Origin of the sequence: Citromicrobium bathyomarinum, assembly GCA_001306305.2 — a bacterium.
GTDB lineage: Bacteria > Pseudomonadota > Alphaproteobacteria > Sphingomonadales > Sphingomonadaceae > Alteriqipengyuania > Alteriqipengyuania bathyomarina.
Map to the genome: position 1 here is coordinate 1,069,828 of CP155577.1, position 24,143 is coordinate 1,093,970.

21 protein-coding genes are annotated in these 24,143 nt (G+C 66.5%); 13 read left to right on the forward strand and 8 right to left on the reverse strand.

From position 1 onward, the window contains the following. Positions 1-73 precede the first annotated feature (73 nt). A complete protein-coding gene (crtD, locus tag VO57_005500; GenBank protein ID XBL70794.1) occupies positions 74-1,642 on the reverse strand; it encodes a 1-hydroxycarotenoid 3,4-desaturase CrtD in 1,569 nt (522 codons plus the stop codon). Between the two features lie 109 nt (positions 1,643-1,751). Between crtD and VO57_005505 the strand changes: the two genes are divergently transcribed. The 9 genes from VO57_005505 to pufM all read left to right on the forward strand — a co-directional run bounded on the left by VO57_005505 (position 1,752) and on the right by pufM (position 10,322). Beyond that, positions 1,752-2,822, forward strand: a complete 1,071-nt coding sequence (locus VO57_005505) for a methyltransferase (GenBank protein XBL70795.1) — start codon at positions 1,752-1,754, stop codon at positions 2,820-2,822. Between the two features lie 112 nt (positions 2,823-2,934). Beyond that, complete coding sequence (gene bchC / locus VO57_005510) at positions 2,935-3,870, forward strand: chlorophyll synthesis pathway protein BchC (protein XBL70796.1); 936 nt, start codon at positions 2,935-2,937, stop codon at positions 3,868-3,870. Further along, positions 3,867-4,862 carry a chlorophyllide a reductase iron protein subunit X gene (locus VO57_005515; GenBank protein XBL70797.1) on the forward strand — a complete coding sequence of 332 codons (996 nt, stop codon included), beginning with the start codon at positions 3,867-3,869 and terminating at the stop codon, positions 4,860-4,862. Before bchC ends, VO57_005515 begins: the two co-directional genes overlap by 4 nt. Before the next feature lie 4 nt (positions 4,863-4,866). After that, positions 4,867-6,411 carry a chlorophyllide a reductase subunit Y gene (gene bchY, locus VO57_005520; GenBank protein ID XBL70798.1) on the forward strand — a complete coding sequence of 515 codons (1,545 nt, stop codon included), beginning with the start codon at positions 4,867-4,869 and terminating at the stop codon, positions 6,409-6,411. Continuing rightward, entirely contained in the window at positions 6,408-7,868 is a 1,461-nt protein-coding gene (gene bchZ / locus VO57_005525) for a chlorophyllide a reductase subunit Z (GenBank protein ID XBL70799.1), read from the forward strand. Before bchY ends, bchZ begins: the two co-directional genes overlap by 4 nt. Positions 7,869-7,990: 122 nt before the next feature. Then, on the forward strand, positions 7,991-8,155 hold the full coding sequence (gene pufB / locus VO57_005530) for a light-harvesting antenna LH1, beta subunit (protein XBL70800.1): 165 nt from the start codon (positions 7,991-7,993) through the stop codon (positions 8,153-8,155). Between the two features lie 78 nt (positions 8,156-8,233). Next, a complete protein-coding gene (pufA, locus tag VO57_005535) occupies positions 8,234-8,422 on the forward strand; it encodes a light-harvesting antenna LH1, alpha subunit (GenBank protein XBL70801.1) in 189 nt (62 codons plus the stop codon). Positions 8,423-8,552: 130 nt separating this feature from the next. Then, complete coding sequence (pufL, locus tag VO57_005540; GenBank protein ID XBL70802.1) at positions 8,553-9,377, forward strand: photosynthetic reaction center subunit L; 825 nt, start codon at positions 8,553-8,555, stop codon at positions 9,375-9,377. A gap of 15 nt (positions 9,378-9,392) precedes the next feature. Beyond that, positions 9,393-10,322, forward strand: a complete 930-nt coding sequence (gene pufM / locus VO57_005545) for a photosynthetic reaction center subunit M (GenBank protein ID XBL70803.1) — start codon at positions 9,393-9,395, stop codon at positions 10,320-10,322. 66 nt (positions 10,323-10,388) lie between these two features. Here pufM and VO57_005550 read toward each other — a convergent pair whose 3' ends face one another. From VO57_005550 to VO57_005580, 7 genes are all read right to left on the reverse strand, one after another. After that, positions 10,389-10,658 (reverse strand): hypothetical protein, encoded by a 270-nt coding sequence (locus VO57_005550; GenBank protein XBL70804.1) that lies wholly within the window; start codon positions 10,656-10,658, stop codon positions 10,389-10,391. Position 10,659: 1 nt separating this feature from the next. After that, complete coding sequence (locus VO57_005555; GenBank protein ID XBL70805.1) at positions 10,660-11,139, reverse strand: TspO/MBR family protein; 480 nt, start codon at positions 11,137-11,139, stop codon at positions 10,660-10,662. A 13-nt stretch (positions 11,140-11,152) separates the two neighbouring features. Next, on the reverse strand, positions 11,153-12,346 hold the full coding sequence (locus tag VO57_005560) for a geranylgeranyl diphosphate reductase (protein ID XBL70806.1): 1,194 nt from the start codon (positions 12,344-12,346) through the stop codon (positions 11,153-11,155). After that, a complete protein-coding gene (locus tag VO57_005565; GenBank protein ID XBL70807.1) occupies positions 12,343-13,677 on the reverse strand; it encodes a BCD family MFS transporter in 1,335 nt (444 codons plus the stop codon). The genes VO57_005560 and VO57_005565 overlap by 4 nt, the downstream gene beginning before the upstream one ends. Beyond that, positions 13,677-14,579, reverse strand: coding sequence for a chlorophyll synthase ChlG (gene chlG / locus VO57_005570; protein XBL70808.1), 903 nt, complete (start codon positions 14,577-14,579; stop codon positions 13,677-13,679). The genes VO57_005565 and chlG overlap by 1 nt, the downstream gene beginning before the upstream one ends. Positions 14,580-14,647: 68 nt before the next feature. Beyond that, complete coding sequence (gene ppsR / locus VO57_005575) at positions 14,648-16,078, reverse strand: transcriptional regulator PpsR (protein ID XBL70809.1); 1,431 nt, start codon at positions 16,076-16,078, stop codon at positions 14,648-14,650. Positions 16,079-16,096: 18 nt separating this feature from the next. After that, a complete protein-coding gene (locus VO57_005580; GenBank protein ID XBL70810.1) occupies positions 16,097-17,014 on the reverse strand; it encodes a cobalamin B12-binding domain-containing protein in 918 nt (305 codons plus the stop codon). Positions 17,015-17,219: 205 nt separating this feature from the next. Between VO57_005580 and bchF the strand changes: the two genes are divergently transcribed. From bchF to bchH, 4 genes are read left to right on the forward strand one after another with little or no spacing between them, the layout of a single operon-like run. Then, positions 17,220-17,717 (forward strand): 2-vinyl bacteriochlorophyllide hydratase, encoded by a 498-nt coding sequence (bchF, locus tag VO57_005585; protein XBL70811.1) that lies wholly within the window; start codon positions 17,220-17,222, stop codon positions 17,715-17,717. Then, on the forward strand, positions 17,714-19,009 hold the full coding sequence (locus VO57_005590) for a ferredoxin:protochlorophyllide reductase (ATP-dependent) subunit N (GenBank protein ID XBL70812.1): 1,296 nt from the start codon (positions 17,714-17,716) through the stop codon (positions 19,007-19,009). The genes bchF and VO57_005590 overlap by 4 nt, the downstream gene beginning before the upstream one ends. Before the next feature lie 2 nt (positions 19,010-19,011). Then, a complete protein-coding gene (bchB, locus tag VO57_005595; GenBank protein XBL70813.1) occupies positions 19,012-20,607 on the forward strand; it encodes a ferredoxin:protochlorophyllide reductase (ATP-dependent) subunit B in 1,596 nt (531 codons plus the stop codon). Further along, positions 20,597-24,139: a magnesium chelatase subunit H gene (gene bchH, locus VO57_005600; protein ID XBL70814.1), complete on the forward strand. Its 3,543-nt coding sequence runs from the start codon at positions 20,597-20,599 to the stop codon at positions 24,137-24,139. The genes bchB and bchH overlap by 11 nt, the downstream gene beginning before the upstream one ends. Positions 24,140-24,143 lie beyond the last annotated feature (4 nt).

Here is a 24,143-nt window from a genome sequence, read left to right on the forward strand (position 1 = left end):
TGGTTCAGCGGATCGCCGCGCCCGCTGGCCTTGTAATAGGGGGAGAAGACGCTGCCGAGAAAGGCGATGATGGTCAGGCCGTGCTGGCCGTCTTGCGAGATCGCGTCGACATACCACCAGCCATAGCCGTCCGGCGGGATGGCCGCATCGAAGCGAGGCGTTCCATCGCCGCGCGCGCCCCGATCTGCCCGGACAAGGCGGCCATCGGCACGCCCGCGCCCGGATGGGTGCTCCCCCCGACGCAGAAGAGCCCAGGGATCCGCGTGGCTGCCCCCTGGCGCAGGAAGGACGCCGCCCATCCGTGCGAGGCCCGTCCATAAAGGGCCCCACCCGTCGAAGGGAACAGCGCGTCGAAATCCGCCGGGGTGACCAGCCGGTGCGGGAAATTCGCCTCCAGCTCCAGCCCGCAGCGGGCGAGGCTGCGTGTCATGCTGCGCGTGCATTGGTCGAGCTCCTTCTGGGTAAAGTCGTGGCGGTCGCCATTGGCCGGGGCGTTGACGATCACTTGGAAGCGCTCGCGCCCGGGTGGCGGAGCGGTGCCTTCGGCGAGGTCGGCGGCGCGATCCTGCGCGCAGATGTAGACCGACGGATCGTCGATCTGGCGGCCCTGCTTCAGCTGGTCGAACTCGGCGCGGTAGTCGGGCGAGAAGAACACGTTGTGGCGCGACAGGGGGAAGCCGTCGGTCTTGGCGTGCGCCAGCCACACCATTGCGGAGAGCGAGCGGCGGCCCTGCGGTACGCGGCCGATCGCGCGCTGTGCCTCCTCGCCGAAACACCCGTGGGCCAGCGCTGCCGGATCGGCATTGCACAGCACCGCATCGGCTGCGATCCGCTCTCCATTGGCCAGGACGACGCCCGATGCGCCCTTGCGGTCGGTCTCTATCCGGGCGACGCCTTCGCCCAGCCGGAAGCGTGCGCCGTTCGCCTCTACCAGCGCCCTGAGCGCCTCGGCCAGCGCGCTCATCCCGCCCTCGATCAGCCATACGCCGCGCGCCTCGACATGCGCGATCAGCATCAGCGTAGCGGGGGAGGAGAAGGGTGAGGAGCCGCAATAGGTGGTGTAGCGAGCGAATAACTGGCGCAGGCGCTGGTCCTGAAAATGCTCGCCCAGCACCTTCCACAGGCTCTCGTAAGGGCGGATCGCGGCGAGATCGCCAAGCCGGGTGAGGCCGATCCGCTGCATCAGCGGCAGCGGCCAGAACACCTTGCCCTGCCGCAGCAGGCTTTCGTCGAGGATGTTGTAGATCCGCCGCGCCTCGGCCCGGAACGCGCGATAGCCGCGCGCCGCATCGGCCCCGGCGAAATCGCCGATGGCCTCTTCGCTGCGCATCGGATCGGCGAACAGGTCGAGTCGCTCGTCCTGCGACCACGCGTGGCGCGCGATGACTTGCGCGGGCCTGATCGAGAGTGCGGAGTGGATGTCGCTGCCGCAGACGCGGAACACCTCCTCGAACACCTCGCGCATTGTGAACACGGTCGGCCCCGCGTCGATCGGCTGGCCGTCGACCGCCAGCCTGCGGGCCTTGCCGCCGACATGGGGCTCCTTCTCGATCACGGTGACGTCGTATCCGCGCGCGGCGAGGAGCGCGGCGCAGACCAGCCCGCCGATGCCGGCTCCGATCACGACAGCCTTGCCGCTCATCCTCGCGCTCTCCCACAAGACGATTGCTATTGACATAGCATGTGTCCAACACACTGGACAAATGATAATCGGTCAAGCGCTATCGGATGGTCCTCCCCGTGGTTGGAGAATGCGCCTGCTGGGCTGGCGTAACCGGATTCTGGGCAGCGCCCGGTTCCAGCGCCACGCGGCGGCGAACCCTTTTCTACGTCCGATCGCGAGGCGGCGGGCAGGCGCGCTGTTCGACTTGGTGGCGGGCTTCACCTATTCTCAGGTACTGTTGTGCGCGGTTGAGAGCGGTTGTGTGCAGCGCCTCGGCGAAGGGCCTGCGAGCGCGGACGAGCTGGCGCGACTCGCAGGATTGTCGCCCGATGCAACGCTCAGGCTGCTGCGCGCGGCGGCGGCGATCGGGATCGTTGAGAATGCCCGGGGCGACTGGTGGGTGCTCGGCCGTCACGGGGCTGCGCTGCATGGCAATGCCGGCGCGCTGGCGATGATCCGCCATCATACCCTGCTCTACGCCGATCTTGCCGATCCGCTCGCCTTGCTGCGTGCCGATCGCGCGCAACCGACCGCGTTGTCGCATTTCTGGTCCTATGCAGGGAGGGCGGCCGAGGCCGATCCGCAGCGTGCGGGCGCCTATTCGCAGCTGATGTCCGCTTCGCAAGCGCCCGTCGCGCAGGAGGTTCTGGCGGCGTACGACCTGTCGCGCCATGCCTCCCTGCTCGATGTCGGCGGTGGGCAGGGCACGTTTCTGGAGGCTGTCGGTGCCGCGCATCCCGCGCTCCGACTCGGCCTGTTCGATCTGCCCGAAGTGACCGCGCGACTCGAGGCGGGCCGAGTCGCCGTGCACCCCGGCAGCTTCTTCGAGGATGCCCTGCCGCGCGGCTATGATTGCATCTCTCTGGTCCGAATTCTCCACGATCACGACGACGGCCCGGCGCTGGAAATCCTGCGCAACATCCGTGCCGCGCTGGAGCCGGGCGGCGCACTGCTGATCGCCGAACCAATGGCCTGCACGCCCGGCGCCGAAGCCATGGGAGGTGCCTATTTCGGCTTCTATCTCTGGGTCATGGGTCAGGGCCGCCCCCGAACCACGAGGGAAATCCATTCGATGCTGCGCGACGCTGGTTTCGCGCGAAGTCGGCGGATTGCCACGCGCCAGCCGCTGATCACCTCGCTGATCGTCGCCACAGCCTGACAACTAATCTGTCATCTGGAATTGACAGTATTGGCTGTCACGCGTAGCCAAAGGGTGGGCCATCGCACCTTCCGGGCGCCGACGGACCCAAGTGAAGAGAGGGACCGACGCAATGCATGCAATGGCCGTCACACTCGAAGGACCGGGGCGCCTCGCGCTCAAGCGTCTCGAGCTGCACGCGGTCGAGGCATCCGACGTGGTCGTCTCCATTCACTGGAGCGGCGTCAGCACCGGTACCGAGAAGCTGCTGTGGACCGGCGAGATGCCGCCCTTTCCGGGCATGGGTTATCCGCTGGTGCCCGGCTACGAATCGGTCGGGCGGATCGTCGATGCCGGGCCCGACGCGACGGGTCGCATTGGCGAGTGGGTCTTCGTCCCCGGTGCCAGCTGCTACGCCGATGCACGCGGACTGTTCGGCGGCGCCGCGAAAACGCTGATCGTCCCATCCGCCCGCGCGCTTCCGATCCCCGAGTTGCTCGCCGAGCAGGGCGTGCTGTTCGCGCTCGCCGCGACCGCGCAGCACGCACTGGCTGGCGGCGAGCCGCCTGATCTGATCGTCGGGCACGGTGTGCTCGGCCGCCTGCTGGCGCGCATGACGATCGCCGCGGGCGCGCCTGCCCCCACCGTGTGGGACAACAAGGCGCACCGCCGCACCGGTGCGATCGGCTATGACGTGATCGCGCCCAAGGACGACGACCGGCACGATTACCACGCGATCTACGATGCCAGCGGCAGCAGCGACGTGATCGATATCCTGATCGGGCGTCTCGCGCGGCAAGGCGAGATCGTGCTGGCCGGCTTCTACGCCAACCGTATCAGCTTCGCCTTTCCTGCAGCCTTCCAGCGCGAGGCGCGCCTGCGCGTTGCCGCCGAATGGCAGCCCGAAGACCTCGCCGCGACCCACACTCTCATCGAAAGCGGTGCGTTGGACCTTGCTGGCCTCGTCACCGACGTGGCCCCGGCGAGCGATGCGCGGACCGCATATCCCACGGCTTTCGAGGATCAGGAATGCCTCAAGCTGGTGCTGGACTGGAGCGAACTTGCATGACCCATCTGGACCAATCTTCTGCCCTCGACGCCCTGCGCGAAGAGGCCGCGATCGAACCTGATCCGGTTCACGATGGAGAGGTGACCAAGGAAACGCAGGTCATCGCGATCTATGGCAAGGGGGGCTCGGGCAAGAGCTTCGCGCTGTCCAACCTCAGCTACATGATGGCGCAGCAGGGCAAGCGCGTGCTGCTGATCGGCTGCGATCCCAAGAGCGACACCACCAGCCTGCTGTTCGGCGGCAAGGCCTGCCCGACGATCATCGAAACCTCCTCCAAGAAGAAGCTCGCAGGCGAGGAAGTCAGCATCGAGGATGTCTGCTTCCAGCGCGACGGCGTGTTCGCGATGGAGCTGGGCGGGCCCGAGGTCGGCCGCGGCTGCGGCGGCCGGGGGATCATCCACGGGTTCGAACTGCTCGAGAAGCTGGGCTTCCACGAATGGGGCTTCGACTACGTGCTGCTCGACTTCCTGGGTGATGTCGTGTGCGGCGGCTTCGGCCTGCCGATCGCGCGGGACATGTGCCAGAAGGTGATCGTGGTCGGCTCGAACGACCTGCAATCACTCTACGTCGCCAACAACGTGTGCAAGGCGGTCGAATATTTCCGCTCGATGGGCGGCAATGTCGGCGTCGCGGGCATGATCGTAAACAAGGATGACGGCACGGGCGAGGCGCAGGCCTTTGCGAAAGCCGTCGACATCCCGGTGCTGTGCGCGATCCCCGCGAACGAGGAAATCCGTCGCAAATCGGCCAACTATCAGATCATCGGCAAGCCCGGCGGCGAATGGGCCCCGCTGTTCGAAGAGCTGGCGTTGAACGTCGCCAGCGCCCCGCCGCAGCGGCCGACGCCGCTTGAAGGGGACGGCCTGCTCGACCTGTTCAGCCCTGAAGATACCGGCGGCAACGTCCAGCTGATCCCGGCGACCCAGGCCGATATGCGCGGCGGCTCGTTCGAGCCCAAGCCGAGCCTCGAAGTCGTGTACGACGAGGTTTGATGGAATGAGCGACGCCATCATCCCCGATACGAGAAGCGCCGACCGGCTCGATCTTGGCAAGCCCGACGGGGGCGACTGCGCCAGTGGCGACACGATGCGCGAGGCTGCCCGCAAGGCCGGCAAGAGCGACATCCTCGACCAGTATGCGCGCGACTATCCCCTCGACGAGGCCAAGCAGGGCCCGCACGACCAGCCGCAGAGCATGTGTCCCGCATTCGGCTCGCTGCGCGTCGGCTTGCGGATGAAGCGCACCGCAACCGTGCTCTCGGGCAGTGCGTGCTGCGTCTATGGCCTGACTTTCACCTCACACTTCTACGGCGCGCGACGCACGGTCGGCTACGTGCCCTTCAGCTCCGAAACGCTGGTCACCGGCAAGCTGTTCGAGGATATCAAGGAAGCGGTCGAGCAGCTGGCCGACCCGGCGCAATACGACACGATCATCGTCACCAACCTGTGCGTGCCCACCGCCAGCGGCGTGCCGCTGCGGCTGCTGCCCGACCAGATCAACGGCGTGCGCGTGATCGGCATCGACGTACCGGGCTTCGGCATCCCGACCCATGCTGAGGCGAAGGACGTCCTCGCCGGGGCGATGCTCAAATATGCGCGCGAGGAGGCCGAAGAAGGCCCCGTTGCGCGCCCCGAAGGCCCAAGGGCGGATCGCCCGAGCGTGGCGCTGCTGGGCGAAATGTTTCCCGCCGATCCGGTGGGCATCGGCATGATGCTGGAGCCGCTGGGGCTCGCCGCAGGGCCGGTCGTCCCGACACGCGAATGGCGCGAGTTGTACAGCGCGCTCGATTGTTCGGTCGTCGCCGCGATCCACCCCTTCTACACCGCCAGCGTGCGCGAGTTCGAGGCGGCGGGGCGCTCGGTGGTCGGCTCGGCTCCGGTCGGGCGCGACGGCACGGCGGCCTGGCTCGATGCCATCGGCGCGGCCTGCGGTGTTGCGCAGGGCAAGGTGGACGCGGCCAAGAGTGCGTTTATGCCTGCTATCGAGGGTGCGCTCGCCGCGATGCCGGTGAAAGGCCGGATCACGGTTTCGGGCTATGAAGGCTCCGAACTACTGGTCGCGCGGCTGCTGATCGAGAGCGGCGCGGATGTGCCCTATGTAGGCACCGCCTGCCCGAAGACGCGCTGGTCCGATCCCGACCGCGAATGGCTGGAGGCAAAGGGCGTGCGCGTCAATTACCGCGCCACGCTGGAAGAGGACATCGCGGCGGTCGAGGAATTCGGCCCCGATCTGGCCATCGGCACGACCCCCGTGGTCCAGCACGCCAAGCAGCGCGCCACCCCGGCGCTCTACTCCACCAATCTCATCTCGGCCCGCCCGCTGATGGGGCCGGCGGGTGCGGGCAGCCTCGCGCAGGTGGTCAACGCCGCGCTGGGCAACAAGGCGCGGTTCGACCGGATGCGCGACTTCTTCGAAGGCGTCGGCGCGGACGACAATGCGGGTATCTGGGAAGATACCCCCGTCGACCGCCCGCAGTTCAAGAAGAAGTTCGCAGCGCAAACCGCAGCCGCGCTCAAGGCGGCAGAGGCGGTGGGATCATGACCCTCGTCCTCGATCACGATCGCGCCGGGGGCTACTGGGGCGCGGTTTATGTCTTTACCGCGATCAAGGGCCTGCAGGTCGTCATCGACGGGCCGGTCGGGTGCGAGAACCTGCCCGTAACCAGCGTGCTTCACTATACCGATGGCCTGCCACCGCACGAACTGCCGATCGTCGTCACCGGGCTGGGCGAGGAAGAGCTGGGCAAGACCGGCACCGAAGCCGCGATGAAGCGCGCGTGGAAAACGCTCGACCCCGAACTGCCCTCGGTCGTCGTCACCGGTTCGATCGCCGAGATGATCGGTGGCGGTGTCACGCCCGAAGGCACCACGATCCGCCGCTTCCTGCCGCGTACGATCGACGAGGATCAGTGGGAAAGCGCCGACCGTGCATTGAGCTGGCTGTGGACCGAGTTCGGGCCGAAGAAGATGCCCAAGGCCAAGGCGTTGAAGGATGGCGAGAAGCCGCTCGTCAACATCATCGGCCCTGCCTACGGCATGTTCAACATGGCCAGCGACATGGCCGAAATCCGCCGCCTGGTCGAAGGGATCGGGGCGGAGGTGAACTGTGTCTTCCCGCTCGGCAGTCACCTGGCCGACATGCGCAAGCTGGCGAACGCCCACGCCAATATCTGCATGTATCGCGAATATGGCCGCAACCTGTGCGAACTGCTTGAGCGGCCGTTCTTCCAGGCGCCCATCGGGCTGACCTCGACGACCAAATTCCTGCGCGCGCTGGGCGAGGAGCTTGGGCTCGACCCCGAACCCTTCATCGAGAAGGAAAAGCACACCACGATCAAGCCGCTGTGGGACCTGTGGCGCTCGGTCACCCAGGATTTCTTCGGCACCGCCAATTTCGGGATCTGCGCAAACGAGACCTACGCGCGCGGCATCCGGCACTTCCTCGAAGACGACATGGGACTGCCGTGCAGCTTCGCTTTTGGACGCTGCGCGGGAGTGAAGCCGAAGAACGAGGACGTGCGCGCCGCCATCCACGCCAATCCGCCGCTGGTGGTTTTCGGCAGCTATAACGAGCGGATGTACATGGCCGAGGTCGCAGGGCGCGGCCACGGACCGCAAGGCCAGTTCATCCCGGCGAGCTTCCCCGGCGCGGCGATCCGGCGGCACACCGGAACGCCCTTCATGGGCTATTCGGGCGCAACCTACCTCGTGCAGGAGGTGTGCAATGCGCTGTTCGATGCGCTGTTCCACATCCTCCCGCTCGGCACCGACATGGACAAGGCCGATGCGACGCCCGCGCGCAAGCAGGCCGCGCTGGGCTGGGAGCCTGCGGCCAAGGCCCGGCTCGACCAGATCGTGGAGGCACAGCCCGTGCTGGTGCGGATCTCCGCCGCCAAGCGCTGGCGCGATGCCGCCGAAGCCGCCGCCCGCCGTGCGGGCGAAACCACTGTCACCGCCGACCGGCTTGCCGACGCCCCGCTCGAAGGGGCGGGCCGGTGAGCCGCGGCCATCCAATCCACCCGGTCACGGGCCCAGAAATTCGTGGGGGAGAGCAGTTTCTCACGCGGATACCGCCGGGGCGGCGACGCCCCACCTTGTCCAGCAAGTTTGGAGATTGACCAATGAACGATCCGACACCTGGCGATGATCGCTTCGGTCTGCGGACCTACCTGACGCCGGAAGAAGCCAAGGAATTTCACAAGATTTTCCTGGGTTCCTTCATGGGCTTCACCGGGATCGCCGTCCTCGCCCACATCGCGCTGTGGATCTACAAGCCCTGGCTCTGACCGATCCGCCTCGCTCGTTCGACGCGCGTTGGCGTCAGCGAGCCACAACTGCCGTAACCACATGAAAGGAATTATGAAATGTGGAGAATCTGGCTCATTTTCGATCCGCGCAGGGCGCTTACCGGCCTGTTCGTGTTTCTCTTCGTTCTCGCGCTGCTGATCCACTTCATCCTGCTCAGCACCAACCGGTACAACTGGCTGGATGGCGCAAGTGCCGCCCCGGCGACGACCACTGCGGCGGTCGAAGGCCCGGCGACGACGGGATAGCAACCCGCCGGACGTGACGGGGGCGGGCCTGAACTTCCGTCCCCGCAGCCGGCGCCGCGGAGGCGGCACGGCACAAATATGTGGGATGAACCCTGCGAGCCCCGCCTGACGGGGCGGGAAGGATGGACCTATGGCCCTGCTGAGTTTTGAGCGGAAATACCGTGTGCGTGGCGGCACGCTGATCGGTGGCGACCTGTTCGATTTCTGGGTCGGTCCATTTTACGTCGGGTTCTTCGGTGTGACCGCGGCGATCGCGGCGTTGCTGGGCACGTTGCTGATCTTCGCTTCGGCCTCACAGGGGCCAACGTGGAATCCGTGGCTGATCTCCATCGAACCGCCCCCCATCGATGCGGGGCTTGCCGCCGCGCCGCTCAACGCTGGCGGCTACTGGCAGATCATCACCGTGTGCGCGCTGATCGCGTTTGTTTCATGGGCGCTGCGGCAGGTGGAAATCTCCCGCAAGCTGGGGATGGGCTATCACGTGCCGGTCGCCTTCAGCTTCGCCATTCTGGCTTATGCCACACTGGTTGTAATCCGACCGCTATGGCTGGGGGCGTGGGGCCATGGCTTTCCTTACGGCATATTCACCCACCTCGATTGGGTATCCAACACCGGATATTCCTACGTCAACTTCCACTATAATCCGCTGCACATGGTCGCGATCACGTTCTTCTTCACGACCTGCCTCGCGCTGGCGCTGCACGGTGCGCTGGTCCTGTCTGCAGTCAACGTGCCGCGCGGTACGGAGGTGAAGTCGCCCGAGTACGAAGATACCTATTTCCGCGATTTCGTCGGCTATTCGATCGGCACGATCGGCATCCACCGGCTGGGCCTGCTGCTGGCGCTCAACGCCGGGTTCTGGAGTGCGGCCTGCATGATCCTCGCCGGGCCGCTGTACCAAGGCAGCTTTCCCGAATGGTGGAGCTGGTGGCGCAGCATCCCGATCTGGTCCTGAGGAAGGGAGTACGTCATGGCACGCTACCAGAATATCTTCACGCAGGTGCAGCTTGAAGGGCCCGCCGAGATGGGCATAGACCTTCCCTTCACCGATGAGCCGCGCCTCCCGATTCACTCCAACGCCTACTGGTTCGGCAAGCTTGGCCAGGCGCAGCTGGGGCCGATCTATCTCGGCTGGCTGGGCGTCGCCTCGCTGCTGTTCGGCTTCATCGCGATCGAGATCATCGGGCTCAACATGCTCGCCTCGGTCAACTGGAGTCCGGTGGCCTTCGTGCGCGAGTTCTTCTGGCTCTCGCTCGACCCCCCGGGGCCTGAATGGGGCTTCTCGCCCTTCGTCCCGCTGGCCGAAGGTGGCTGGTGGATCATGGCCGGGTTCTTCCTGACCACGTCGATCCTGCTGTGGTGGGCCCGGACCTACCGCCGCGCGAAAGCGCTGGGGATGGGCCTGCACGTCTGCTGGGCCTTCGCCAGCGCCATCTGGCTGTATCTGGTGCTGGGCTTCATCCGCCCGGGGCTGATGGGCAGCTGGTCGGAGGCGGTGCCTTTCGGGATATTCCCGCACCTCGACTGGACCAACAATTTCTCGCTGATCTACGGCAACCTGTTCTACAACCCGTTCCACGCGCTATCGATCGCTTTCCTCTACGGATCCGCGCTGCTGTTCGCGATGCATGGGGGTACAATCCTAGCGGTCAGCCGCTACGGCGGGGAGCGGGAGATCGAGCAGATTACCGATCGCGGCACCGCGTCCGAAAGGGCCGGCCTGTTCTGGCGCTGGACCATGGGCTTCAACGCGACGATGGAATCGATCCACCGCTGGGCATGGTGGTTCGCCATCCTGACCACGCTGACCGGCGGGATCGGCATCCTGCTGACCGGCACCGTGGTCGACAACTGGTACCTATGGGCGCAGGAACACCACTACGCACCGCCGCCGCGCTGACGCGTGGTTTCAAACCCCGACACGCGAGAGCCTGGCCCTGATGGCCGGGCTCTTGTCATTTCGGGATCAGCGGGTGGCGCGCAGCCTGTGCCGCAGGTCGAGCAGATGCAGCGGGAAGGCGAGTGCGACCGGCAGCGAGACCCAGTACCACTCCGCGCCTACAAGGGCCGCGCGCAGGCCGAGCACGATCAGCGCGGCAGGTCCGATCAGGCCGATAATCGCGGTGAAGGCCCAGCCGCGCTGGGCGAGGATTAGCGCTTCGATCGCCAGCACGCCGAGCACGATGTCCGCCGCATGACCGCTGGCGAACAGCGCCTCCATCATGGCTGCCGCCATGCTAGAACGGGCCGTTGAGCTGGACGATGTTCCAGTTGAGCGCGCCCGCGATGCTGACCCAGATCAGGTAGGGGACCAGCGCGAGCGCGGACAGGCGCGAGAAGCGCCCGCAATAGAGGATCAGCACCAGCACCGAAAGCCACAACAAAACCAGTTCGGCGAAGGCCCAGTCGGGCCTCTGCAGGCGAAAGAACAGCAGGCTCCACATGATGTTGAGGAAGCCGTTAAGCGCGAACAGGCCGATGGTGGTGGTGCGCGCATTGGCATTGGGGGCAGAGAGCCAGGCACTCACCGCAGCAAGCGCGGCCAGTGCGAAAATGGCGGTCCATGCGATGGGGAAGACGTAGCCGGGCGGGGTCCAGTCCGGCTTGGCGAGCGACTGATACCACGGGCCCAGATCGGTGATCGTGCCGCCCAGCATCGCCACGCCAAGCGCGGCAATGCCCGCCACCAGAATCGGCAAAAACCAGCTGCGCCCCATTACGTCGGTATCCTCAAGCGGGTGCCTTCAACCCCAGCAGATGGGCGCAATCCTTCAGGAAGATGCGGACATGCGCAACCGGTTTTGCGCGCACCAGCCGCTTGTTCATATAGGCTTCCCACGTCAGCTGCTGCACATCGCGGTCGGCGCACATGGTCACGAACCGCTCGCGCCGCTTGTCGCTCGAATACCAGAAGTGCTGCATCATCCCGAGCACCCAGAACACCTTGCCGTGTTCGCGCATGAAGGCCTTGCGCGCACCGCGCAGCGCAGCAGGCTGCCCGGTTGCAAGGAACTGCGCGGCGGCCTGCGCCACGCAGCGCCCGCCCATCATCGCGTAATAGATCCCCTCGCCACTGGCCGGAGCGACCACGCCTGCGGCATCGCCCGCAACGATCACGTCAGCGCCGTTATCCCACCGCTTGAGCGGCCTGAGCGGGATCGGCGCGCCTTCGCGGCGGATCGTCTCGCAACCATCGAGCTCCAGATCGCCGCGCATGCGTGCAACCGCGCCGCGCAGGGAGAAGCCCTTGTTCGCGCTGCCCACACCCACGCTTGCCGTCTCGCCGTGGGGGAAGACCCAGGCGTAGAAATCGGGCGACAGGCGGCCCTGATAAAACACGTCGCAGCGCGATGCGTCGAAGTGATCGCTGTCGTTCGCGGGCGACTGGATGATTTCGTGATAGGCGAAGACGCACTTCATCCGCTCGGCACCCGCGATGTTCTGTGCGGCGACCGCAGAGCGTGCGCCGTCCGCACCGATCACCAGCCTTGTGCGTACCCTGCGGATCTCGCCGCCGCGCTGCTCGCGATAGCAGACGGTCGGCGGCTGGCCTTCTTCGCGCTCGATCGTCTCGAACGTGCCGGTGCGCCGCTCGGCGCCTACTTCCGCCGCACGCTCTCGCAGCCATTCGTCGAACACGTCGCGGTCGACCATCCCGACATAGCCGATCTCGCCCACCGGCATGTCGACCGTGCGGTTCGACGGGGCGATCATCCGGGCCGAGCGGGCGCGGGCGACCAGCAAGTGGTGGGGGATCTCGAAATCTTTGAGCAGCCGCGGGGGGACCGCGCCACCGCACGGCTTGATCCGGCCCGCCCGGTCGAGCAGCAGCACCCGGTGGCCCTCGCGCGCAAGTTCGGTTGCGATCGTGGCTCCGGAGGGGCCGCCGCCGACCACTACTGCGTCGTAAACCGTCTCCGTCATGCCGCTGCCACTCCCTTGTCTGCCATTGGTGCCCTGCGGGTCGCCTGCACCGCCAGCACGGCGGCGAGGATGAACAGGCATGCCTCGATCGCGAAGACCAGCTGGAAGGCCGCGCCGTCGCGGCCGATAAGATGGCGCGCCGCATCGACGCCGAGCGCGCCGGTCAGCCCGCCGAGCCCGAAGGCGACCGCCTGCGCCGCGCCCCACACGCCCATGCGCACGCCCTCGCGCGTATTCTCACCTGCACCCGCGAGACCCATCATCGCGCCGATCGCGGAGACTGCGAACACGCCGTTGCACAGGCCGAGAACGAAGACATTGGCGGCCAAGGGCCAGCCCGGCCCGGCCAGTGCCGCTATCGCGAGGCCTGCGAGCGCACAGCCAGAGCCTGCGCAACCGGCGACGATCCACACGCGCAGGTCCACCGGTAGCCGTCCTGCAAAGGCGCTGCCGCCCACGCCCGCGATAATCATTCCGAGCAGCACGCCCGAATGCTGGGTGCCCGAAAGGCTGGTGGATTCTCCGGGCGACATGCCGAAGACCAGCCCCGCGAAGGGCTCAAGGATCAGGTCCTGCATCGAATAGGCGAGCATCGAGACGAAGATCAGCACGGTGAAGCGCCGCGCGGCGGCCTCCTGCATGATCTCGCGCAGCGCCTCGGCGAAGCCGGGAACTTCGCCGCGGGGCCGGTCGGAGAAATCCTGCATCGCGCGCGGTTCGAGCCGCCAGATTGCCGCGCAGGCGAGGGCGAATGCGGTGAGCGCGACACCGCTGGCAACGCCGATCAACCGCGCCTCGCTGAAGGGGTCGAGCAGGGCGCCCGCGACGCCAGCGGCAACCACGATCCCTGCGATCATCATCGTCCAGGTAACCGCCGCCGCCGCCGCGCGCCGTTCGGGCACGACCCCCGAGGCCAGCAGCGCGAGCATGGAGGTGCCTGCCGCGCCAACGCCTGCTCCGATCATGGTGAAGGCGAAGATCGCCAGCGCGCCGCCCAGCAATGCCGAGTCGGGCATCATCACCGTCGCGCGCACCGCCAGAAGTGCCCCGCCTGCCAGCATCGCCATACCGCTGACGATCCACGGCGTGCGCTTGCGGCCCCGGTCCGACCCATGGCCCCACAAGGGGCGCGTGAGCTGGACCGCATAATGCCACGCGACCAGCCCGGCGGGGACTGCCGCGACGAGAGCGTATTCCACCACCATCACCCGGTTGAGCAGCGAGCTCGCCAGCATCACGATCGCGCCGATCGCCGCCTGGATCAGACCCAGCCGGATGATCGCGATCCAGCCGAGGCCGGTCGAGGACGGGAGCGACGTGGCACGACCCATCAGATATAGCCCCCCAGGCCAAGCCCGGCGGCGAGCATTCCAAGGACGTAAAGCGTCACCCCGGTCGCGCCGTACCACGGGGCATTGCGGGCCGGATTGCGCAGCAGCTTGGGCATCAGAGCGAACTGCCCGATCAGCAGTGCGGCGACGATTGCCGCCGACAGGGTCAATCCCCAGGCAAGCAGCAGCGCGACCACGATCGCCTGCGCGCCTGCCATCGTCGCACAAGCGAGAAGACTCGCACGGCGCACCCCTAGCACGACCGGGAGCGAACGCAGCCCGGTCGCCCGGTCACCCTCGACCGCCTTGAAATCGTTGAGCGTCATGATCCCGTGCGCGCCGATCGAATAGAGCAGCAGCACGGTAAGGACCGATGCAGAGGGCATTGCGCCCAGCATCACCGTCGCCCCGGTAAACCAGCTCAGCCCCTCATAGGTCAGGCCAACCACGGCGGGACCCCACCATCCGCTCGACTTCAGGCGGAAGGGCGGGGCGCTGTAGGCCCAGGCCAGCGCCAGTCCGATCACCGCCGCACCCAGCACCAGCGGGCCCAGCGCCGCCGCGAGCGCGAGCGAGAGAAGCGTGCCGATTATCGCGATGTACAGGCCCCAGCGCCCGGCGATCCGGCCCGAGGGAATTGGGCGGTCGGGTTCGTTGATCGCGTCCACGTGCCGGTCGAACCAGTCGTTCACCGCCTGGCTGGTGCCGCACACCATCGGCCCGGCCAGCAGCACGCCACCGGCGACCAGCAGCCAGCGCCCGTCGATGGCCGCGCCGGAGGAAACGACTCCGACCGCGAAGGCCCACATCGGAGGAAACCAGGTGATCGGTTTGAGCAGCGCAAGGACATCGCGAGCCGCAGGCGGCGGCGACGTCTTTAGAGGGAGCGCCGAACGTTCCATGCCGGGCAGCGTATGCCTCGGCACAGCGCCCGTCAAACCATTTTGACAGTCAATCTGTCAGTCAGAGATTACCTGGTTTCTTCGCCCTGCTTGCCGAGGCCATAGCGGTTGAGCTTGGAATAGAGGCTCTGCCGGCTGAGGCCGAGAATTTCGGCGGCGGAGGCGCGGTTGTCCGAAGTGTAGAGCAGCGCCGCCTCGATACACAGACGCTCGATCAGGTCGGTGCTTTCGCGCACGATGTCCTTCAGCGGCATGCGCCCGACCAGATCGGTCAGTTCCTCGACCGAGCGGGGCAGTTCCTCGCCCGCTCCGCTGACATCGCGCAGGCGGCGGCCGATGGGCCGGATCACGAAACCGAAATGGCGCGGTTCGCCGTCCTTTTCGGTGCCGGTCGCGACGGAGGAAATTTCGACCGGCTCTTCCGCCGTTCCGCTCAGCGTGCGCACGACGCTGGATACGTTGCGGGCGACGCCTTCCTTCTCCATCTGCCCCGCGATCAGGTCCAGATCGATCCCGGGCCGACCGATGAGGCGCGAGAGCGAGCGGCCGTGCAGCTGCTCCTCGCTCGCGGCGTCAACCAGCTCCACGAAGGCCGCGTTGGCGCGCAGGATCCGCATGTCTTCGTCGGCGACGACGAAGGCGTCGGGCATTCCCTCGATCACCGACGCGAGGGCATGGTCGTCCGAAGGCGCACTTTCGTCCGTCGGGTTGACGATCAGCAGCAGATATTGGCGGCGATTCTGGCTGAATCCGGTCGCGGTAACCACTGCTTCGCGGCTTCCCTTGGCGAGTCTGACAGGGATCGGCGCGGCGGCATCCGCGCCGAGGGCGGAGCCCAGCTGGTTCGCCAGCCGATCGCGCGAGCCGCTGTGAAACAGCCCCTCGAGCTTCTTGCCCTGCAGGCTGTCGGGGCGCACTCCGGCGAGCTTGTAGGCTGCCGGGTTCGCCTCGCGGATGCGGTGGCTGTCCGCCTCGACGATCAGCACTGCCTCGCGCGAGCGGTCGAACAGCATGCGATAGCGCGCTTCGAGCTGGCGCATGCGCATATAGTCGCGCTCCAGCGCCTGCTGCACCTGCAACAGGCGTTGCTGGGTGCGGGCTGCGTCGCGCAGATCGCGGCCCAGCGCGAGGTGCCGCCCTTCGCTGAGGCTGACGAGCGCGTAGCGTACCGGCACATCGCCCTGGCTGGTCGGGTGGTTGACCTGCCGCCAGCGGCCAGCCTCGCCCTTGCGCGCGGCGGCGAGCATTTCCATCACCTTGGGACGGCTTTCGATGGTTACCGTTTCGAGCCAGTTCGCCCCGGCCCACTCGACCAGATCGGGAAACTCCCGCTCGTCTACCGACACGTCGAGGATATGACCGGTATCGTCGAGCACGAGCGCGATGTCACCCGCCGCAAGGGCCAGGCGTTGAGCGGAATCTGCGTCGAGCGCGCCGAAATGCTCGGCGGGATTGCCGAATTTGCGATCCGCGTCGGAGCGGTGCTTCTTGGTCAGCATCTGGTACTCGCCCCCTCATCAAGTGGGGTTAAGGACTAGTCCTGTCTTCGCGACCATCTGTTCGGCGAGCTCGAGTGCCGCAAAGGCATCGTTCGCCGTACCATCTGCACCAACCTCGTCTGCAATGTTCGGATTGGCGTTGACCATCCGCCCACCGATCATGATGCAGGTCTGTGGATTGGACGAAACCGTGCGGATCGCCCGGATCAGGGATTGGAGCGCGGAGCTAGGGCAATCGTTTGTCACGGTCAATCCCACCAGATCGAAGGGTTTCCGGGAAATCACGGAGAGCAGCTCGCGCCGCTGCGGATCGATCAGAGCTTCGCTTTCCCACCCTGCGCGAGCGAAGACTTCATCGATCATCAGTGCGCCGAATCCGTGCTGATCTCCAGGGATGGCGGAAAACAGTGCCCGTGCAGGGGCTTGCATGGCGCGCTCGACCGGCGGGGTGCGCGAGGCGATCTCGCGCATCACTTCCTGCAGGCGCCACAGGCCCATGGTGACCTCGACGAAATCGCATTCGTCCTCTTCCCACAACACTCCCAGCTTGCGGGCGGCAGGGGCGAGAAGGTCGAGGAAGATGGAACGGATATCCTGCCCGGCGCTCATCAGCGCTTCCACTTCGAGCAGAGCGCGGTCGGCCTCCCATTCGAGCAGATTGACCGCGAAGCTTTCCGCATCGTCGGGCGTGATCGGAGCGCGCTCCTCGACGATCGTTGCCGGGCGTTCGCGCGAATGCGCGAGCATCAGGCGCGGAATCATCTGATGCTCGACAATGTCGACCAGATCTCTGGTGTGGGCCTGTTCCGCTCGTCGTCTCGAGCCCCGGGGGCTCGGGATCATGCTGCGGAAGGCGGTGGAACCCTTGCCAAATACCGATGCCATTTCAGACTCTCCCCAGTCTGTTAGCGGCGCGGAGTGCGTCGACTCGGGCATACATTTGCGAGTGCCACTCGGCCCGGGCTGAGAGAAGCGTACGCCTTAAGTTGAAGAAGCGCAAATTCTCATCTGTCCAATCTACTTGTCGTCATGAGAGATTGACACTCTCGCGCAATGAGGCCTAGTCTTCATCGCGAGAGAGGAGGTCGTCGAAGCCAGTATGACGCACGACGGATCGCCAGAAGCAGCCCTGAAGACCGGCGTGATCACACGCCCGCAGGCCGCTGCGCTCTACACTCCGGAAGAGCGCGCGCGCCGCGACTCGAGTGTGTGGACGATCGTTCAGGGCGTCCTCGCCCCGGTGCAGTTCGCGATCTTTCTCATCAGTCTTGCGCTGGTGCTGCGCACGCTGGTGACGGGGGAGGGCGCGTTCGCCGCCGACCTTTCCATCCTCGCCAAGACTTTCGCGCTCTACGCGATCATGATCACCGGCTCGATCTGGGAGAAGGTCGTATTCGGCAAATGGCTGTTCGCGCGGCCCTTCTTCTGGGAAGACGTGTTCAGCATGGTCGTGATCGGCCTGCACACGGGCTATCTGGTGATGCTTTTCGGCGGGATCGGTAGTGTCGAGACGCGGCTGCTGGTCGCGCTTGCCGGGTACGCCGCCTACGTCATCAATGCCGGGCAGTTCCTCCTCAAGCTGCGCGCCGCGCGACTCGCGGGTCAGCCTGCCGCGCAGCCAATGGCGGTGCCGGCATGAAGGCCGACGCATTCTCGCTGCCCGCAGATAGCGGCTGCGGCGCACCTCCCGAACGCGAGGTGCTCCGCGAGCGCGGCCAGCGCGAGGTTTTCTGCGGGCTAACGGGGATCGTCTGGCTTCACCGCAAGATGCAGGACGCGTTCTTCCTGGTGGTCGGCTCGCGTACCTGCGCACATCTGCTGCAATCTGCCGCAGGCGTAATGATCTTCGCCGAACCGCGCTTTGCCACCGCGATCATCGAGGAACGCGATCTGGCAGGCATGGCCGATTGCCATGAAGAGCTGGATCGCGTGGTCGACCGGCTGCTGGCACGGCGGCCCGAGATAAGGCAGCTATTCCTGGTCGGCTCGTGCCCGTCCGAAGTGATCAAGCTGGACCTTGGCAAGGCGGCCGAGCGACTCGGCGCAAAGCACGCAGGCCAGGTCCGCATCCTCAACTATTCGGGTAGTGGGATCGAGACGACTTTTACCGAAGGCGAGGATGCCTGCCTCGCCTCGCTGGTGCCGGTCATGCCTGCGAGTGCGCCCGATGCCGCACCGCAGCTGCTGCTGGTCGGATCGCTGCCGGACATCGTCGAGGACCAGTTCCTGCGGCTGTTCGCTCAGCTGGGGATCGAGAATGTCGGCGTGCTGCCCGCGCGCACCGCAGACGGGCTCCCCGCCATTGGTCCGAACACCCGGATACTGCTCGCACAGCCCTTCCTCGGCGAAACCGCGCAGGCGCTGGAAGGGCGTGGGGGACAGCGGATCGACGCGCCGTTCCCGTTCGGTGCCGAGGGCACCACCGCCTGGCTCAAGGCCGCGGTGCAGGCTTTCGGGATCGACGAGATGCACGCCAGCGCCGTGATCGCGCCGGGCCGCGAACGGGCCAAGCGCGCGCTCGAACACCATCGAGAAAAGCTGGCGGGCAAGCGGATCAGCTTCCTTCCCGACTCGCAGCTTGAAGTGCCGCTCGCGCGCTTTCTCGCCACCGAGCTGGGCATGGAGCCGGTCGAGGTCGGCACGCCCTATCTCAACCGCAAGCTCGTCGCGCGCGATCTCGATCAGCTGCCCGAGACGACCCGGATCAGCGAAGGGCAGGATGTCGACCGCCAGCTCGACCGGGTGCGCGCCGACCGGCCGGACCTGACCGTGTGCGGCCTCGGCCTCGCCAACCCACTGGAGGCCGAAGGGCTCTCTACCAAGTGGGCGATCGAACTGGTCTTCTCGCCCATCCACGGGTTCGAACAGGCGGGCGACCTCGCCGAACTCTTTGCGCGCCCGCTGCGCCGCCGCGATGTGTTGCAGGTGTAGCGGTGCAGCTGTCTGTCTGGACCTACGAGGGACCTCCTCATGTCGGCGCGATGCGGGTCGCGACAGCGATGCGCGGAGTCCACTACCTGCTCCACGCACCGCAGGGCGATACTTATGCGGATCTGCTATTCACGATGATCGAGCGGCGCAATGCCCGCCCGCCGGTCACCTACACCACCTTCCAGGCGCGCGATCTGGGCAAGGATACCGCCGACCTGTTCCAGCGCGCGGCGCGCGATGCCTATGCGCGGTTCGACCCGCAGGTGATGCTGGTCGGATCGTCATGCACCGCCGAGCTGATTCAGGACGATCCGGCGGGAATGGCCGAGGCGATGCGCCTGCCGTGCCCGGTCGTCCCGCTCGAACTGCCGAGCTATTCACGCAAGGAAAACTGGGGCGCGGGTGAGACCTTCTACCAGATCGTGCGCCATCTGGCGGACCGAGATGTGCGTCCGACGGCGCGTGATGGCCGTAAGCCGCTGGTCAACATTCTCGGCCCAGCAGCACTGGGCTTTCGCCACCGCGACGATGTGCGCGAAGTGCGCGGTATCCTCAACCGGCTCGGTATCGACGTGAACTGTGTCGCACCGCTGGGCGCTTCGCCCGCCGACATCGCCCGGATCGGTGCGGCGGACTTCAACATCGTGCTCTATCCCGAAATCGGCGACAGCGCCGCCCGCTGGCTGGAACGCGAGTTCAAGCAGCCACGCACCAAGACCGTACCCCTAGGCGTTGGCGCAACCCGCGAGTTCATTGCCGAGGTCGCCGCGCTGGCGGGCGTCGATCCCGAACCCGCACGGGCCGACGGCGAGTCGCGCATGCCGTGGTGGAGCCGCTCGGTCGATTCGACCTACCTGACGGGCAAGCGCGTGTTCGTGTTCGGCGATGCCACCCACGCGGTTGCTGCTGCGCGGGTCGCGCACGAAGAGCTGGGTTTCAAGGTGGTCGGGCTCGGCTGCTACAACCGCGAATTCGCCCGCGAGGTACGCGATGCGGCGCGAGCTTATGGCGTCGAACCTTTGATCACCGACGACCATCTCGAGGTCGAGGACGCGATCGCCGCCGCCGCGCCCGAGCTGGTGCTGGGCACGCAGATGGAACGTCACATTGCCAAGCGGCAAGGCGTGCCCTGCGCGGTGATCTCGGCCCCGGTGCACGTGCAGGACTTCCCCGCGCGCCACAGCCCGCAGATGGGTTTCGAGGGCGCGAACGTGCTGTTCGACACTTGGGCGCACCCGCTGGTCATGGGGCTGGAAGAGCACCTGCTGACCATGTTCCGCGAGGATTTCGAATTCTCCGACGATGCTGGGGCCTCGCATCTGGCCGCCCATTCGCCATCTCGTCATGCTGAACCTGTTTCAGCATCCAGTGCGCCAACGGCTCCGACCTTCCAGGAGGAGGACTGGACCCCGGGACAAGTTCGGGGTGACGATGAAGATACGCTCTGGACCGCCGAGGCCGAGGCGGAGCTGAAGAAGATCCCCTTCTTCGTACGCGGCAAGGCAAAGCGGAACACGGAAACCTACGCGTCCGAACAGGGCCGCGCCGCAATCGACCTCGAAACGCTGTACGACGCGAAGGCGCATTATGCCCGCTAGTGCGCTCCCCGCCACGCGCGTCGTGATCGTGACGCTCGACAACCACCTCAAGGGTGCGGTCGAGCGGGCAAGCGCGCGGCTGGCGGACGAGAATATCGCGATCGTGCTCCACGCCGCGTCCGACTGGGACCGCGTGCCAGGCTCGCTCGAACAGACCGAGCAAGACGTCGCACAGGCCGACATCGTCATCGCGACGATGCTGTTCCTCGACGATCACGTGCGCGCGATCATGCCCGCGCTCGAGGCTCGCCGCGAAGACTGCGACGCGATGCTCGGTCTGATGTCGGCGGGCGAGGTGGTCAGGCTGACCCGGATGGGCGGCTATCGGATGGACGCCCCCGCCAAGGGCCCGCTCGCGCTGCTCAAGAAGCTGCGCGGCTCGGGCAAGCCGGGGGCCAGCTCGGGCGCGGGACAGATGAAGATGCTGCGCCGCCTGCCCAAGATCCTCAAGTTCATTCCGGGCACCGCGCAGGATGTGCGCGCCTATTTCCTGACGCTGCAATACTGGCTCGCCGGGTCGGACGACAACGTGGTCGCGATGGTGCGGGCGCTGATTGACCGGTACGCCGCCGGCGAGCGCGAGGCACGGCGCGGGGCGACCCATGCCGACGCGCCGCAGGATTATCCCGAGGTCGGCGTCTACCACCCGCGCACCGACCAGCTGATTTCGGAAAGCGCGCGCCTGCTGCCGCGTCTGAAGGGCGCGCATGGACGGGTCGGCCTGCTGATGCTGCGCTCCTACCTGCTGGGTCGCGACACCGCGCACTACGATGGCGTGATCGCTGCGATGGAGGCTGCCGGGCTGGAGGTCGTTCCGGCCTTCGCTTCCGGGCTCGACGCACGTCCTGCGATCGAAAAATTCTTCGTCAAGGATGGCAAACCGACAGTCGATGCAATCGTCAACCTGACCGGCTTCTCGCTGGTCGGCGGGCCTGCCTACAATGACACGGAGGCGGCGGTGGAAACGCTGTCCGGGCTCGACCTGCCCTATATTGCCGCGCACCCGATCGAGTTCCAGTCGCTCGAATCCTGGGCCGAGGGGCGGCTCGGACTCCTGCCGCTCGAAACCACGATGATGGTCGCAATCCCCGAACTCGACGGAGCGATCGCGCCCAGCCTGTTCGGTGGGCGCAGCGACGATGCCGAAGGCCCGGTGCGTGCGATGCGCGGTCATCCGGAGCGCGCCGCCGCGCTTGCGGCGAAGACCGCAAAGCTGGTCACGCTGCGCAAGTCCGCGCGGGCAAGCCGCAAGCTCGCGATCGTCATCTTCAACTTCCCGCCCAATTCGGGCGCGACCGGCACGGCCGCGCATCTCGCGGTGTTCGAGTCGCTCCACGCCACGCTCGTCCGGCTCGACGCCGAAGGCTACGCGGTCGATGTGCCCGAGAGCATCGACGCGCTGCGCGATGCGGTGTTGCACGGCAATGCGGATATGTTCTGCGCCGACGCCAATGTCGCCGCGCGCATTCCGGCGGACGAGCATGTCCGCGCCGAGCCGTACCTGAAAGAGATCGAAGCGCAGTGGGGCCCCGCGCCGGGCAAGCAGCAGGCCGATGGCTCGGCGATTCACATCTACGGCATTGAGCTGGGCAACGTCTTCGTCGGCGTGCAGCCCGCCTTCGGGTACGAGGGCGATCCGATGCGGCTGCTGTTCGAGGGCGGCTTCGCCCCGACGCATGCGTTCTCCGCTTTCTACCGCTGGATTCGCCGCGATTTCGGTGCGGATGCCGTGCTGCATTTCGGCACCCACGGCGCGCTCGAATTCATGCCCGGCAAGCAGTCGGGGCTGAGCGGGGATTGCTGGCCCGAGCGACTGCTGGGCGACCTGCCCAATTTCAATCTCTACGCCGCCAACAACCCGTCCGAAGGAATCCTCGCCAAGCGGCGCGCTTCGGCCACGCTGGTCAGCTACCTCACCCCGCCGCTGGCCGAGGCGGGCCTGTACAAGGGCTTTGCCGACCTCAAGGCGCTGACCGAGCGCTGGCGCGGGTCGACCGACGCGGAGGAACGCACATCGGTCGAGGCGATGATCGCCGATGCCTGCGACACGCTCGAGATTTTCATGGGCGATATCGAGGACCTCTCGGGCCGCCTGTACGAGCTGGAGCGCACACTGATCCCGCACGGGCTCCACGTGTTTGGCACCAACCCCGAAGGGGAGGAGCGCGAAACCCTGCTCGACGCCATCGAGTGCGCAGACGCCGACGCCGATCGCGAAGCTTTCGAAGACAAGCTCGATGCCAATGACGAGATGTCCGCGCTGATCCACGCGCTCGACGGCGGCTACGTCTTGCCAGCGCCGGGCGGCGATGTGCTGCGCAATCCGGACATTCTTCCGACCGGCCGTAACATTCACGGGTTCGATCCCTTCCGCATCCCCAGCAGCTTTGCGGTCGCCGAGGGCGCGCGGCAGGCCGAGCAGCTGCTCGCCCGTCACCGCGCTACGAAAGACAAAGCGCCCGAGAGTATCGCGATGGTGCTGTGGGGCACCGACAACCTCAAGAGCGAGGGCACGCAGCTGGCGCAGGCGATGGCGCTGATCGGCGCGCGTCCCCGGCTCGATTCCTATGGTCGCCTCAGCGGGGCCGAACTGATCCCGCTGGACGAGCTGGGCCGCGCGCGGATCGACGTGGTCGCAACGCTCTCGGGCATCTTCCGCGACCTGCTGCCGCTGCAGACCCGCATGCTCGCCGAAGCCGCGTGGCTCGCGACCATCGCAGATGAGCCGGTCGAGCAGAACTTGGTGCGCAAGCACAGCCTCGCCTTTGCCGAGGCGCATGGTTGCGACCTCGAAACCGCGAGCCTGCGGGTCTTCTCCAACGCCGAGGGCGCGTATGGCGCGAACGTCAACCAGCTGATCGACGGCGGGGTGTGGACCGATCCGGACGAACTCGCCAACGCGTTCGAGACGCACAAGGGCTATGCCTACGGTCCCAAGGGTGCCCCGGTGCAGCGCCGCGAGCTGTTCGCCTCCGCACTCGCCTCTGTCGACTTCACCTACCAGAACCTAGAGAGCGTGGAGGTCGGGATCACCGATCTCGACCAGTATGTCGATGGGCTGGGCGGCATGAACCGCGCCATCGCACGCGCGAAGGGCGGCGAGGAAGCGCCGGTCTATATCCTCGACGCAACGCACGGGGCGGCGAAGGTGCGCACTCTGGGCGAACAGATCGACCTCGAAACGCGCACCCGTACGCTCAACCCCAAATGGTACGAAGGCATGCTCAAGCACGGCTTCGAAGGCGTGCGTCATGTTGAAATGCACGTGACCAACACGCTCGGCTGGTCGGCGACGACCGGCGATGTGAAGCCGTGGGTCTACCAGCAGATCAGCGAGACCTTCGTGCTCGACGAAGCGATGCGCGCGCGGCTTTCCGCGCTCAATCCGAAATCATCGGCGCGGGTGGCGAACCGCCTGCTCGAAGCCTGCGAGCGCAAGCTCTGGGAACCCGACGACAACACACTGGCAGCCCTGCGCGCGGCGAGCGACGATCTGGAAGATCGGCTCGAAGGCGTGGTCGCGGCCGAATGAGGAG